The organism is Aquabacterium sp. (genome assembly GCF_041915145.1).
In the GTDB taxonomy this organism is placed as follows: Bacteria; Pseudomonadota; Gammaproteobacteria; order Burkholderiales; family Burkholderiaceae_C; genus Aquabacterium.
The window spans coordinates 1-13,892 of the sequence record NZ_JAYSBZ010000074.1 but is presented as its reverse complement, the minus strand read 5'-3'; the positions used below and the strand labels follow the sequence as shown (position 1 = coordinate 13,892).

The following is a 13,892-nucleotide window of genomic DNA, read 5'->3' as shown; positions in this document are numbered from 1 at the left end:
TACCGCCGGCGGAGTTCGCCCAGCGCCATCGCACCAAGAACCAGCCACCACCAGCTTCAAGCAACGAGATCAAGTAATCTTCAACCCGGACTTCCGCCTCAGTGGTACGGCGGGAGGGGGCAGGTCACAGGCCACGAACACCGATGTTGTTGAACGAGACCGAGCCGCCGGTGGCATCAGTGTCGGCGTACTTGAACGAACCAATGTTGATGTTCAGATCGGCAGCGATCGACACGCCGTCTTGGCCGCTGACTTGGCTCAGAGCCGAGTCATCGATGGCGGTGAAAGCCGAAGCCGACAGAGCAGCGGAAGTCAGGGCGACGAGGGTAGCAAGCTTGAACAGTTTCATCCGAATCTCCAATAGGTTGTATTAACAGTCTCTAGTCCTAGCAGCGCGCATTCGTGATCTTGTGAACACCCGGTTGATCGCGCCGTTTTTCGGCGTATCGCCCGGATCAATTTCTCGTATGCGACGGAGTGAATCTTCGTGATCTATTGCGCTTCTGGCACTGGCCGATGAAGCCAACACCTTGGCTTCTCAAACCAGCTCGTGCTAGGAATTTCCCATCCGAGAAATAACCCCAAAAAATGAGGAAACATGCACGTTCAGAACCCCTCGCGAACAAACAAACGTTTGATTGGCAGAGGCTTCCATCGAACGTCAAGCGCCCGGCCAATCACCACTCGGCACGTCTTCATTCAGACGCACGACGCCAACGCGCCGCGGCGCCAGCACCATCAAATGAGACTCGGAGAAACAGGCTCACGCGACTCACGAAGAACCGCACGAAGAACCGAAGCCACGCCGGCGCGATGTCAGAACGTGCTGATCGTGTCCGGGAATTGACTGACCGTCTCGCGCAACACGCGCGGTGAGCGGCCGAACCAGCGCTTGCAGGCGCGGTAGAAATTGCTGGGGTCCGAGAAGCCCAGCGCAAACGACATCTCGGTTGGCGTCAGGTTGCCGTGCACCAGCAACCGCTCCGCCATCTCGCGGCGAACCACGTCCACCAGATCGGCAAACGTCGTCCCCTCGTCGGTCAGGCGACGCTGCAACGTGCGCTCGCTCATGCACAAGCGGGCAGCCACGGCCTCTCGCCTGGGATCCCCCTCGGACAGCGAATCCTCCAACATGCGACGCACCCTCGCGCTCACCGACGAGTGATTGCGCTCGGCCACCTGCGCCACCAGGCGCTCGCACATGTCGGCGACGATGGGATCGGCGGTCGGGATCGTCTGTGTCATGTCGGACGCATTGAACTCCATGACAAACCGGCGCGTGCCGAACGTCACCGGGCAACCGAACGCCTCGCGCCACCGCGAAGGGCTGCTTGGAGTGCTGGGCGGCATGTGAATGTGCGCCGCGACGATGGGGCGCCCGGTCACCCAATGCATGGCATGGAGCAGCACCGTGGCCATGTGGTCGTATCGCTGAGACGCGACCGGCAAGCGCCCCGCCTTGATGTCCGTCTCGACGCAACACCGATCACCCTGCGTCTTGACAGAAATCGCAACGGTCGGCGAGACGATATCGGCAAAGCGCACCAGACGCTGCAAGGCAGTCAGCACCTCTGACGACGCCACGACGAGATTGGACAGAACGCCGAGCGCCTTCAACGGGTGGGACGGCGTGGTCAAACCGATTGCGGGGTTGCCGCTTTCATGGACGGCGATTTCCCAGGCGCGCGTGAAACTGTCCGATACCTCGCTGAGCGACGCGGCACGCCCCAGGCACTGCTGCAACCCAGACTCAACAAAGATGGCGTCCGGTGATAGCGCGTGCTGCACGAATACGTCGCGAATGGCCTCGCACCAACCCAGGCCCGGAACAACTGAAGGTCTCATAACTGCACTGCCTTTTCGAACTCCCGATCCTTCGTGCCACCACAAAGACCAAGTTCGAGGGCGCAACAATAAGACCCCCCACACCCTCGCCACATTGGATACAACCCGCGGTCGAATCCGAGCCACACCCTCTCTTCAAGGGGGAGTAGCGAACGCTCCCATTAACGTATTCAGATTAAGTCTGTATACAGATTGTCGGCAAGCAATCAAAAAAAAGCCCGGCGCGAGGCCGGGCTTGGATGGCGCGAAGACCGCTTGTCAGCGCTGCGCGATCGGTGCCACGTCACGCTTGGGCGAACCGACGAACAACTGGCGAGGACGGCCGATCTTGTATTCAGGATCAGCAATCATCTCGTTGAGCTGCGCAATCCAGCCCACGGTGCGGGCCAGCGCGAAGATGGCGGTGAACAACGACACCGGGATGCCGATCGCGCGCTGCACGATGCCCGAGTAGAAGTCGACGTTCGGGTACAGCTTGCGCGACACGAAGTAGTCGTCTTCCAGGGCGATCTTCTCGAGCGCCATGGCCAGCTTGAACAGCGGGTCGTTTTGCAGACCCAGCGCGCCCAGCACTTCGTGGCAGGTCTCGCGCATCAGCTTGGCACGCGGGTCGTAGTTCTTGTACACGCGGTGGCCGAAGCCCATCAGCTTGACGCTGGAGTTCTTGTCCTTCACTTGCGCGATGAAGTCGCCGATCTTCTCGACGCCGCCATTGCGCTGGATCTCTTCCAGCATGTTGAGCGCGGCCTCGTTGGCGCCGCCGTGAGCCGGACCCCACAGACAAGCCACGCCAGCAGCGATGGCTGCGAACGGGTTGGTGCCCGACGAACCGCACAGGCGCACCGTCGAGGTAGAGGCGTTCTGCTCGTGATCGGCGTGCAGGATGAAAATGCGGTCCATGGCACGCACCAGCACGTCGTTGACCTTGTAGTCCTCGCACGGCGTGGCGAACATCATCCGCATGAAGTTCTCGGTGTAGCTCAGGTCGTTGCGCGGGTACACGAACGGCTGACCAACAGCGTACTTGTATGCCATGGCCACGAGGGTCGGCATCTTGGCGATCAGACGGATCGCGGCGATCTGGCGGTGCTCGGGGTTATTGATGTCGGTGCTGTCGTGATAGAAGGCCGACAGGGCGCCAACCAAGCCGGTCATCACGGCCATCGGGTGAGCATCACGACGGAAGCCACGCAGGAAGAACTGCATCTGCTCGTTGACCATGGTGTGGCTGCTCACACGGCCCACGAACTCTTGCTTCTGTGCCACGTCCGGCAGCTCGCCGTTCAGCAGCAGGTAGCAGGTTTCCAGGAAGTCGCATTGAGTCGCCAGTTGCTCGATCGGGTAGCCGCGATAGAGCAGCTCGCCCTTGTCACCGTCAATGTAGGTGATGGTCGAGTTGCACGACGCCGTCGACAGAAAGCCGGGGTCGTAGGTGAACTTGCCGGTCTGAGCGTACAGCTTGCGGATGTCGATGACATCAGGGCCGATCGAACCTTTGTAGATCGGCAACTCCATGCTGGGACTGCCATCAGAGAACGACAGTGTGGCTTTGACATCGGACGGGGTCATGGGCGCTCCTAGAAAATACGGGTCAGTCTTTGTTTGGCGTTCTCATCAATTGCAACACATGCCTGACTTCGGCCTGATCCAGCTCTCCCTCAAGCTCTTTGCGCCCGAGAAATAGATCCAGCAGGTCATTGTCCGGCAAGTCCATCAACACCAACAACCCTCGTGCCTGACCGACGGTCAGCGTGGCCTGATAACGCTGGAGAAACCGTTCGACGAACAGGTCGTTCTCCAGCAGGCCACGCCGACAGCGCCAACCCAGGCGGCGCTGCGCATCGGCGTCGAGCGGAGCGGAATCCGGCAGAGCATCCATGTGATGTGCAGAGGGCTGTGTTGAAGTGGAGCAACGCGTGTGTTACACCGCGCGGCGAACCATCAGCTCTTTGATCTTGCCGATGGCCTTGGTCGGGTTCAAGCCTTTCGGGCACACATCGACGCAGTTCATGATGGTGTGACACCGGAACAGGCGATATGGGTCTTCAAGGTTGTCCAGACGTTCGTTGGTGGCTTGATCGCGGCTGTCCGCGATGAAGCGGTAGGCCTGCAACAGGCCAGCGGGGCCGACAAATTTATCGGGGTTCCACCAGAAACTGGGGCAGCTGGTCGAGCAGCTGGCGCACAAAATGCACTCGTACAGGCCATCGAGCTCTTCGCGTTCTTCAGGCGACTGCAGACGCTCTTTCTCGGGCGGCGGCGTGTCGTTTTGCAGATACGGCTTGATCGAGTGGTACTGATTGAAGAAGTGCGTCATGTCCACGATCAGATCGCGGATCACGGGCAGCCCCGGCAGCGGCTTGAGCACCACGGTATCGGGCAGCGTACGCATATTGGTCAGGCAGGCCAGGCCGTTCTTGCCATTGATGTTCATGGCGTCGGATCCGCACACGCCTTCGCGGCACGAGCGACGATATGACAGCGACGGATCGACCGCCTTGAGCTTGAGCAGGGCGTCAAGCAGCATGCGCTCGTTGCCCTCAAGCTCGACCTCGACGGTCTGCATGTACGGCTTGGCGTCCTTGTCGGGATCGTAGCGGTAGATGTGGAAAGTGCGCTTTTGACTCATGGTGTGTTCTCTGTAGGCAGATCGCGCGATCAGAAAGTGCGGGCCTTCGGCGGCACCGACTCAACGGTCAAGGGGGTGAGGTTCACGGGCTTGTAGTCGAGACGGCCGTCTTCGGAGTACCACAGCGTGTGCTTCATCCAATTGACGTCATCGCGCGCAGGGTAATCGTTGTGTGCATGCGCGCCGCGACTTTCGGGGCGCGCAGCGGCCGAGGTCATCGTGGCGCGAGCCGCCTCGATGAGGTTCTCGACCTCGAGCGCCTCGACGCGCGCGGTGTTGAACACCTTCGATTTGTCTTTGAGGCCGATCGATTTCACGCGCTCAGCCACCTCGGCGATTTTCTTGACGCCGGCGTCCATCGTGGCCTGGGTGCGGAATACCCCGGCATGCGCCTGCATGGTCGAGCGCATGTCGTTGGCCACGTCTTGCGCATATTCGCCGTTGGTGGCGCTGTCCAAGCGAGCCAAGCGAGCCAGGGTGCGGTCAGCCGCATCCTTCGGCAAGGGCTTGTGCTCCTTGTTCTTGAGGTTGAAATCGACGATGTGGTTGCCGGCGGCGCGACCAAACACCACCAGATCGAGCAGGGAGTTGGTGCCCAGACGGTTGGCGCCATGCACCGACACGCACGAGCACTCGCCCACGGCGTACAGCCCGTTGATGACCTCGTTGTGCTTGCCGTTGGCCGGAACAACAACTTGGCCGTTGACGTTGGTGGGGATGCCACCCATCTGGTAATGGATGGTCGGCACCACGGGGATCGGCTCCTTGGTGATGTCGACGTTGGCAAAGTTATGGCCAATCTCGTAGACCGACGGCAGACGCTTGAGAATGGTCTCTGCGCCCAGGTGGGTCATGTCGAGCAGCACGTAGTCTTTGTTGGGACCACAGCCACGGCCTTCCTTGATCTCTTGATCCATCGAGCGAGAGACAAAATCGCGCGGCGCCAGATCCTTGAGCGTCGGGGCGTATCGCTCCATGAAGCGCTCGCCGTTGCTGTTGCGCAGGATCGCGCCTTCGCCACGGCAGCCCTCGGTCAGCAGCACGCCTGCACCTGCCACGCCGGTGGGGTGGAACTGCCAGAATTCCATGTCCTGCAACGGGATGCCCGCGCGTGCCGCCATGCCCAGACCGTCGCCGGTGTTGATGAAGGCATTGGTGCTGGCGGCAAAGATGCGCCCGGCGCCGCCCGTGGCCAGCAACACGGTCTTGGCTTGCAGGATGTGGATATCGCCCGTTTCCATCTCGAGCGCCGTCACGCCGACCACGTCGCCATCTGCGTCGCGGATCAGATCGAGCGCCATCCACTCGACGAAGAACTGCGTGCGCGCCTTGACGTTTTGCTGATACAGCGTGTGCAGCAGCGCGTGGCCGGTGCGGTCTGCTGCGGCGCAGGCGCGTTGCACGGGCTTTTCGCCATAGTTGGCGGTGTGGCCACCGAACGGACGCTGGTAGATGGTGCCGTCGGCGTTGCGGTCGAAGGGCATGCCGAAGTGTTCGAGTTCGTACACGACCTTCGGTGCTTCGCGGCACATGAACTCGATGGCGTCCTGGTCACCGAGCCAGTCGGAACCCTTGACGGTGTCGAAGAAGTGATAGTGCCAGTTGTCTTCGGACATGTTGCCCAGCGAGGCACCGATGCCGCCTTGCGCTGCCACGGTGTGCGAGCGCGTGGGGAAAACCTTGGACAGCACGGCCACGTTGAGGCCAGCCAGCGACAATTGCAGCGACGCGCGCATCCCGGAGCCACCGGCCCCGATGATCACGACGTCAAATCGGCGATGGGGCAAAGAGCTTCCCACTTGCATCACAGTCTCCACAGAACTTGAACCGCCCAGCCGGCGCAGCCGACCAGCCAAACAATGCTGAACACATGCAGCGCCAGGCGGATGCCGACGGGCTTGATGTAGTCCATCCAGATATCGCGAATACCAACCCAGGCGTGATAGAGCAGCGCCAGGATGACGGCAAAAGTGAGGAACTTCATCCATTGCTGCGAGAAGATGCCAGCCCACTTGGTGTACGACAACCGCTCACCCGTGAGCACTTGCGCCAGCAACACCACCGTGTAGAGCGCCATCAGCACGGCCGTGATGCGCTGCGCGAGCCAATCGCGAAATCCGTAATGCGCGCCCACAACCAGGCGCTTCGAACCATAAGTAGTCATAGCGGTAGTCCCCGTAGATGAATCAGTACAGGCCGAACAGACGGGCAGCAAACAGCGCCGTGAGCGGCAATGCGATCACCAGCGTGACGACCGCTGACGACTTGCCTTGCTCCTTGCTGACGCTGTGCGTGGCGTCCATCCAGAGGTGGCGCACGCCCACGGCAAAATGTTGCAGATACGACCACATGATGCCCACCGTGACCAGCTTGATGAACCAGGCTGGCACACCGCCACAGCCCGAGGCAAACACGCTTGTGAATCGCTCGAAAGAGATTTCGGACGTGACGCTGGTGTCGAACATCCAGATCACGAAAGGCAGCAACAGGAACAGCACCGCGCCGCTGATGCGATGCAGGATCGACACGATCCCAGCCAGCGGCAGCCGGTAGGTCACGATGTCGGTGATGTGGATGTTGCGATAGACGGGGCGTTGTTTTGCGGTCTCAGCCATTTTGGTTCGGGCTCCGGCTTGGCGTCATGAAGGAATTTGAAACGTGGGATTTTAGGGCAAGGCCTGATAGGGCATGCCCGATGAGTGGGGCAGATTAATTTGTGCGTCCTTAGCTCAGTTCATTGCGGTAGTAATGTGCATGGGTTTGGTACAGACCGAATCGCAGCTCGACGGGCTTGTTGTCGTAGGTGCGACTCAGTCGCTCGACCGACAGCAGCGGCGAGCCTGCATCCACGTGCAAGATCTTTGCCACCGATTCGTCGGCCGCCACGGCCCGAATTTTTTCTTCGGCCAGGATCATGCGTACGCCGTATTCGGTCTCGAAGAATCCATACATCGGCCCGCGGTATTCGCTCAAGCGCTCGGCGGTGAGCCCCCTGAACAGCGAACCGGGCAACCAGATCTCGTCAAGCACCACCGGACGCCCGGCGAAGTTGAGCACGCGACGCACCAGCACGACAGCGTCGCCGGACTTGAGTTCAAGGGCGCGCGCCACGTCAGCGGGAGCACGCATGCGCTTGCAATCAAGAAACTCGCGCGTGACGGGGCCGGCATCCTGGGGCGAATCAGGCATCAACCGCAGGAAGCGGTATTGCACTTGCTCCTCGGCGTGCGTGGCCACGAAGGTTCCCTTGCCCTGCCGGCGCACAAGCAGGTTTTCGGTGGCCATTTCATCGATGGCCTTGCGAACAGTACCCTGGCTGACCTTGTAGCGGCCCGCCAACTCAACCTCACTGGGGATGGCCTCGCCCGGCCGCCACTCACCCGCTTGCAGACTGCGAATCAACAACGTTTTGATCTGCTGATAAAGCGGACTGAACGCCGGGCCGCAGCCCGACGCAGCCGAGCCGGGGGGGTCAGCAGAAGTTCTGGATGAGGTCGATACCGAATTGACCATGAAAGCGATTGCACCACATCCGGTCACATTTCGTCCACGACTCATGAAAGATGTTTTATATAAGACATAAGACTTTGGTGCATCTCGCACCAATATCGGGCGATGGAAAACCCGGCACACGAGCCGCAGACTGCCCTACACTTTAGGGTTTCGCAGGAGATGCACGATCGGATCGAACGGCCCGGCCACTCGGCAGGGGTTTCGGCTGCGGGCATCCAGACGAATTCTTTTTGTCAACTTGTCATCCACTCTTTGGAGCCACAACATGAGTAAAGCACCCGTCCGTGTTGCCGTCACCGGCGCCGCTGGCCAGATCGGTTACGCCCTGCTGTTCCGCATCGCCTCTGGCGAAATGCTGGGCAAGGATCAGCCCGTGATCCTGCAACTGCTGGAGATCCCCGACGAGAAGGCTCAGAACGCTCTGAAGGGCGTGATCATGGAACTGGAAGACTGCGCCTTCCCGCTGCTGGCCGGCATCGAAGCCCACAGCGACCCGATGACCGCTTTCAAGAACACCGACTACGCCCTGCTGGTCGGTGCTCGCCCCCGTGGCCCCGGCATGGAGCGCGCTGACCTGCTGGCCGCCAACGCCCAGATCTTCACCGCTCAAGGCAAGGCCCTGAACGCCGTAGCTTCGCGCAACGTGAAGGTGCTGGTGGTCGGCAACCCCGCCAACACCAATGCCTACATCGCCATGAAGTCGGCTCCGGATCTGCCCCGTGAGAACTTCACCGCCATGCTGCGTCTGGACCACAACCGCGCTGCTTCGCAGATCGCCACCAAGATCGGCTGCGCCGTGGGCGACATCGAGAAGCTGGCCGTGTGGGGCAACCACTCGCCCACCATGTACGCTGACTACCGCTTCGCCACCGTGAACGGCAAGTCGGTCAAGGACACCATCAACGACCAGGTCTGGAACGCTGAAACCTTCCTGCCGACCGTGGGCAAGCGTGGCGCCGCCATCATCGCCGCTCGCGGCCTGTCGTCGGCTGCCTCGGCCGCCAACGCTGCCATCGACCACATGCACGACTGGGCCCTGGGCACCAACGGCAAGTGGGTCACGATGGGCATCCCGTCGAACGGCGAATATGGCATCCCGAAGGACGTGATGTTCGGCTACCCCGTCACCTGCGAGGGCGGCAAGTACAAGATCGTCGAAGGTCTGCCCATCGATGCCTTCTCGCAAGAGTGCATCAACAAGACCCTGGCCGAACTGCAAGGCGAGCAAGACGGCGTCAAGCACCTGCTGTGATCCCGCTCTTGAGCATCGATTCGGCCGCGTGCTGAGTCGAAGTTCGACAGAATCAGCCGGCTTGCATTTGCAGGCCGGCTTTTTTTCGCCACGATGGCGCATCGATTTCGGCTTCAAGGCCCCGCCATGCCCACCCTTACCAGCATCCACCCCCGACAGGCGCTGTTCGGCGCCGACCACCGTGCCGCCGCCCTGCCGGTGTGCGATCACTACGCCGGCGTCGAGCCGCGCATGCGCAAGAGCCTGGCCTTGCAGCGCGAGATGGGCACGGCAGCCGGCCACGCGGTGTTCGACGTCACCCTCGACCTGGAAGACGGTGCCCCGGTGGGCGGCGAGCATGACCATGCGCTGCTGGTGAGCGAGCTGGTGAACGGTGCCGACAACGCCTGGGGCCGCGTGGGAGCGCGCGTGCATGCCCCGAGCCACCCGCGCTTTGCCGACGACGTGGACACGCTCGTCAGCCGCGCCGGCCAGCGCCTGGCCTACCTGATGGTGCCCAAGGTGGCAGACCTGGCCGAGACGCAGCGCGCCATCCAGGCCATCGACGAAGCGCGGGCCCGACACGGCATCAGCCGGGCGATCCCGGTGCACGCCTTGATCGAAACGCTGAGCGCTTTGCGCGAGGTGCACGACATTGCCGCCCTGCCCCGGCTCGAATCGCTGTCGTTCGGGCTGATGGACTTTGTGTCCGAGCACCGCGGCGCCATCCCGGCCTCGGCCATGAGTGCCGCCGGGCAATTCAAGCATCCGCTGGTGCTGCGCGCCAAGCTCGAAATCGCGGCGGCCTGCCATGCCGCCCGCATCACGCCATCGCATTGCGTGGTGACCGAATTCAAGGACCACCGCGCGCTGGGCAAGGCGGCCGAAGCCGCCGCGCACGAGCTGGGCTACACCCGCATGTGGAGCATCCACCCCGATCAGATCCCGGTGATCGTGGAGACCTTCGCGCCGGTGACCGCCGAGGTGGACGACGCTGTCGAGATCCTGCTGGCGGCGCAGCAGGCCCATTGGGCACCGACCTCGCATCGCGGCACGCTGCACGACCGCGCCAGCTACCGCCACTACTGGCATGTGCTGGAACGCGCCTGGCTCACCGGTCAGCCGCTGCCGCCCGAGGTGGAAGCCGCGTTCTTTGCCGACGCAGTCCGCTGAGCCGGGCGCTGAACCGATCGCTGAACCGATCGCTCAGGTGCGCAGCTTGCGCCACAAGGTCGTGCGGCTGATGCCCAGGCGCTGACTCGCCAATGCGCGGTCGCCCTGGCAGTCTGCCAGCACGCGCAGGATGTTGTCGCGCTCGGCCTGGGTCTGCTGGTCCTTGAGACGCCCTGATCGCCCCGCAGACGGCACGGCACGAGCGGCTTGCGGCATGACACCGACGCGATCGGCGGGCGGGCGAGGCACCCCCGGCTCAAACAGCTCGGGCACGATCCACCGCAACCCCTCATCGTCGGCAGCCAGCGAGGGTGCGTCGGCACGGCGTGTCGCCCCCCCGGCATACGCCACGATGCGCTCGATGAGGTTCTCGAGCTCCCGCACATTGCCGGGCCAGGCGTAAGCGGCCGCGTGCGTGATCAAGGCGTCTACCCACAGGTTGGTAGTCTGCGGCGACGCACCCAGGCGGGCGCAGACCTTGGCGTGCAAGGCCCGGGCGATGGGCTCCACATCGTCCGGCCGATCCCGCAGCGGCGGCACGGTGATGCGCAGGATGTTCAAGCGGTAGTAGAGATCGAGCCGGAACGCGCCCTGCCGCACCTGCTCCATCAGGTCGCGGTGCGTGGCCGCGATGACGCGCACGTTGACGGGCGTGGGCTCGGTCGCCCCCACGCGCAGCACTTCGCGCTCTTGCAGCACGCGCAACAGCCGGGCCTGCAGCGACAACGGCATCTCGCCCACCTCGTCGAGAAACAGCGTGCCGTTGTGCGCGGCCTCGAACAGGCCGATCTTGCCGCCACGCCGCGCGCCGGTGAAAGCACCTTCGTCGTAGCCGAACAGTTCGCTTTCCAGCAGGCTCTCGGCCACGGCGGCGCAGTTCACCGCGAGAAAGGGCATGTCGCGGCGCTCGCTGGCGACGTGGATGCCTTGCGCGATCAGCTCCTTGCCGGTGCCGCTCTCGCCCACCAGCAGCACCGTGGCCGGGCTGTGAGCGCTGCGCTCGGCCAACCGCCGCACCTCGGCAATCGCGTCGCTGCGCCCCAAGAACTGCGACAGCTCGTAGCGCGTGGCCGCTGCGTTGGGCTTGATGCGGCTGCGGATGTGGCGATCCACGCGCTGAATCGAGACCGGGTCCTGGCAGCTCAGCACCGCCCCGGTGAGGACGCCCTGCTCGACGATCGGCATGCGGTTGACGATCAGCGCCTTGCTCACCGCCCCCACGGTCACCCGCTCGATCTTTTCGAGTTCGGGAGCCCCCAGCCGCAAGGTCTGCTGCAAGCCCAGCTCGGGGCAGACTTCGCTCAGGCGCCGCCCCAGCCACTGCGCGGGCTTCACGCCCAGCAACTGCGCCATGGCGGGGTTGAGCGTCTGCACGCGCTCGGCCTGGTCGACCGCGATCACGCCGTCGCTCAACTGCGCCAGGATCGTGCCCAGGCGCTCGCGCTTGGCCTGCTCGATGCGAGCCGCACGCGCCACTTCCACGGCGTCGTCGAGTGCCTCGCGCACGGCATCTTGCGAGTACAAGAACAACCCTGCCATGCCCAACTGGTCGGCCAGGTCCACCGCCAAGCCGGAGCCCACCACCGCCTCGACGCCCAACTGCTTGAGCTCATGCAGGCAAGCGCGGGCATCGTCTTCGGTTCGGTAGGTGCGCTGGGTCACCGCGCCGCCCATCAGTTCGCCGTAGGGGCTCAGGTCGGGCAGCAGGCCTTCAAACGTCAACAGCCCCACGTGGTTGGACAAGCGCTTGGCCCGAGCCAGGGCCTGCATCAAATCGAATCCGCCGACCTTGACCAGCACGACCGGCGTGTCGAGGTGCTGGCGCAAATAGCCGCCGTTCGACCCGGCCGCCACCACCACGTCCACGGCACGCCGCGCCTGCAGCTCGCGCACCCGCGCCACAGCCTCGTCGAAGCCGGCATCGACCACCTCGACTTCGGCTCGGCCAAGCAGGGCCGGCGCGAGGTCTTGCAGCATCCGGTTGATGCGGCGGTAACCCACGGCCACGATCTGGGGCGGCAAACTGGCGTCGAACTGCATGAGAGGCATCCCATCCGTTTCACTTGCCGTGAAACGATGTTTCATATTGATGCGGCATTATGTTTCACAAATGAAACACCGCGCTAGCACAAGACCCGCCCGGCGCAACCCCGTATTGCTCACAAGGCCTGATGAATCAAGGGCTTGCACAATCGGATGGCGCGCCGCTGCCGCGTCGCGCCACCAGGCTGTCTGGCTGGCACACGCGTTGCACTCCTCCTTGCAACGCCCCACAACCGCTGCAACCGGTCGGAGATCGATATGACCCAACTGTCCCCCGGCGCCCGTTTTCGCCAGGCCCTGAAAGACGAGAGCCCGCTGCAAGTCATCGGCGCCATCAACGCCAACCACGCCTTGCTCGCCAAGCGCGCCGGCTTCAAGGCCATCTACCTGTCGGGCGGCGGCGTGGCCGCAGGCTCGCTGGGCTTGCCTGATCTCGGCATCAACACGCTCGACGATGTGCTGATCGACACGCGCCGTATCACCGATGTGTGCGACCTGCCGCTGCTGGTCGACATCGACACCGGCTTCGGCCCCTCGGCCTTCAACATCGAGCGCACAGTCAAGAGCCTGATCAAGGCCGGCGCTGCGGCTTGCCACATCGAAGACCAGGTGGGCGCCAAGCGCTGCGGCCATCGCCCGGGTAAAGAGATCGTGACCACCGAAGAAATGGTGGACCGCGTCAAGGCCGCTGCTGATGCCAAGACCGACGCGAGCTTCTTCCTGATCGCCCGCACCGATGCGATCCAGGTGCACGGTGTCGATGCCGCCATCGAGCGCGCCATCAAGTGCGTCGAAGCCGGTGCCGACGGCATCTTTGCCGAGGCCGCCTACGACCTGCCCACCTACGAGAAATTCGTCAAGGCGGTGGGTGTGCCCGTGCTGGCCAACATCACCGAGTTCGGCAAGACACCGCTGTTCTCTGTTGAAGAATTGCGCCCCACGGGCGTCGGCATGGTGCTGTATCCGCTCTCCGCCTTCCGCGCCATGAACAAGGCAGCCGAAGCGGTGTACACCGCCGTGCGCCGTGATGGTCATCAGAAGAACGTCGTCGACTTGATGCAGACTCGCGAAGAGTTGTACGACCGCATCGGCTACCACGCCTTCGAGCAGAAGCTCGACGCGCTGTTTGCCGCCAAAAAGTAATTCACCCGCTGCTTCATCTCATCTGGAGACACACCCATGAGCGCCACGCCCGAAACCACCACCACCCCCGGTTTCAAGCCCAAGAAGTCTGTCGCCCTGTCGGGCACCGCAGCCGGCAACACCGCCCTGTGTACCGTGGGTCGCACCGGCAATGACCTGGCCTATCGCGGCTACGACATCCTCGACGTGGCCACCACCTGCGAGTTCGAAGAAATCGCCCACCTGCTGGTGCACGGCAAGCTGCCCACCGTGGCCGAACTGGCTGGCTACAAGGCCAAGCTGAAGTCGCTGCGCGGCATCCCAGCCGCCGTGAAG

At 63.0% G+C, this 13,892-nt stretch carries 14 protein-coding genes; 4 read left to right on the top strand and 10 right to left on the bottom strand.

Going from position 1 to position 13,892, the window contains the following annotated elements:
- Nucleotides 1–124 precede the first annotated feature (124 nt).
- The 9 genes from ACE3SS_RS12665 to ACE3SS_RS12625 form a co-directional block, all read right to left on the bottom strand.
- Nucleotides 125–349 carry a DUF6160 family protein gene (locus ACE3SS_RS12665; protein ID WP_374594465.1) on the bottom strand — a complete coding sequence of 75 codons (225 nt, stop codon included), beginning with the start codon at nt 347–349 and terminating at the stop codon, nt 125–127.
- 467 nt (nt 350–816) lie between these two features.
- Nucleotides 817–1,788 (bottom strand): AraC family transcriptional regulator ligand-binding domain-containing protein, encoded by a 972-nt coding sequence (locus ACE3SS_RS12660; RefSeq protein ID WP_374594463.1) that lies wholly within the window; start codon nt 1,786–1,788, stop codon nt 817–819.
- A gap of 315 nt (nt 1,789–2,103) precedes the next feature.
- Nucleotides 2,104–3,414, bottom strand: coding sequence for a citrate synthase (gene gltA / locus ACE3SS_RS12655; protein WP_374594461.1), 1,311 nt, complete (start codon nt 3,412–3,414; stop codon nt 2,104–2,106).
- Nucleotides 3,415–3,436: 22 nt separating this feature from the next.
- Nucleotides 3,437–3,724: a succinate dehydrogenase assembly factor 2 gene (locus ACE3SS_RS12650; protein WP_374594459.1), complete on the bottom strand. Its 288-nt coding sequence runs from the start codon at nt 3,722–3,724 to the stop codon at nt 3,437–3,439.
- A 42-nt stretch (nt 3,725–3,766) separates the two neighbouring features.
- Entirely contained in the window at nt 3,767–4,474 is a 708-nt protein-coding gene (locus ACE3SS_RS12645) for a succinate dehydrogenase iron-sulfur subunit (protein WP_374594457.1), read from the bottom strand.
- A gap of 29 nt (nt 4,475–4,503) precedes the next feature.
- On the bottom strand, nt 4,504–6,279 hold the full coding sequence (gene sdhA, locus ACE3SS_RS12640; RefSeq protein WP_374594455.1) for a succinate dehydrogenase flavoprotein subunit: 1,776 nt from the start codon (nt 6,277–6,279) through the stop codon (nt 4,504–4,506).
- The gene (gene sdhD / locus ACE3SS_RS12635; RefSeq protein ID WP_374594453.1) at nt 6,279–6,638 is read right to left on the bottom strand and encodes a succinate dehydrogenase, hydrophobic membrane anchor protein; all 360 of its coding nucleotides are present in this window, start codon (nt 6,636–6,638) and stop codon (nt 6,279–6,281) included. Before sdhD ends, sdhA begins: the two co-directional genes overlap by 1 nt.
- A 22-nt stretch (nt 6,639–6,660) precedes the next feature.
- The gene (gene sdhC / locus ACE3SS_RS12630; protein WP_374594451.1) at nt 6,661–7,089 is read right to left on the bottom strand and encodes a succinate dehydrogenase, cytochrome b556 subunit; all 429 of its coding nucleotides are present in this window, start codon (nt 7,087–7,089) and stop codon (nt 6,661–6,663) included.
- A gap of 109 nt (nt 7,090–7,198) precedes the next feature.
- Entirely contained in the window at nt 7,199–7,987 is a 789-nt protein-coding gene (locus tag ACE3SS_RS12625) for a GntR family transcriptional regulator (protein WP_374594449.1), read from the bottom strand.
- Between the two features lie 265 nt (nt 7,988–8,252).
- Here ACE3SS_RS12625 and ACE3SS_RS12620 point away from each other — a divergent pair, with 265 nt between their 5' ends.
- Together ACE3SS_RS12620 and ACE3SS_RS12615 are read left to right on the top strand one after the other, a co-directional pair.
- Entirely contained in the window at nt 8,253–9,239 is a 987-nt protein-coding gene (locus ACE3SS_RS12620) for a malate dehydrogenase (protein WP_374594448.1), read from the top strand.
- Between the two features lie 126 nt (nt 9,240–9,365).
- On the top strand, nt 9,366–10,391 hold the full coding sequence (locus ACE3SS_RS12615) for a CoA ester lyase (protein ID WP_374594446.1): 1,026 nt from the start codon (nt 9,366–9,368) through the stop codon (nt 10,389–10,391).
- Between the two features lie 33 nt (nt 10,392–10,424).
- Here ACE3SS_RS12615 and prpR read toward each other — a convergent pair whose 3' ends face one another.
- On the bottom strand, nt 10,425–12,431 hold the full coding sequence (prpR, locus tag ACE3SS_RS12610) for a propionate catabolism operon regulatory protein PrpR (RefSeq protein WP_374594444.1): 2,007 nt from the start codon (nt 12,429–12,431) through the stop codon (nt 10,425–10,427).
- A 261-nt stretch (nt 12,432–12,692) separates the two neighbouring features.
- Between prpR and prpB the strand changes: the two genes are divergently transcribed.
- Together prpB and ACE3SS_RS12600 are read left to right on the top strand one after the other, a co-directional pair.
- Nucleotides 12,693–13,577 (top strand): methylisocitrate lyase, encoded by an 885-nt coding sequence (gene prpB, locus ACE3SS_RS12605; RefSeq protein ID WP_374594442.1) that lies wholly within the window; start codon nt 12,693–12,695, stop codon nt 13,575–13,577.
- Between the two features lie 36 nt (nt 13,578–13,613).
- On the top strand, nt 13,614–13,892 hold a 279-nt coding region (locus tag ACE3SS_RS12600), incomplete at its 3' end, for a citrate/2-methylcitrate synthase (RefSeq protein ID WP_374594440.1).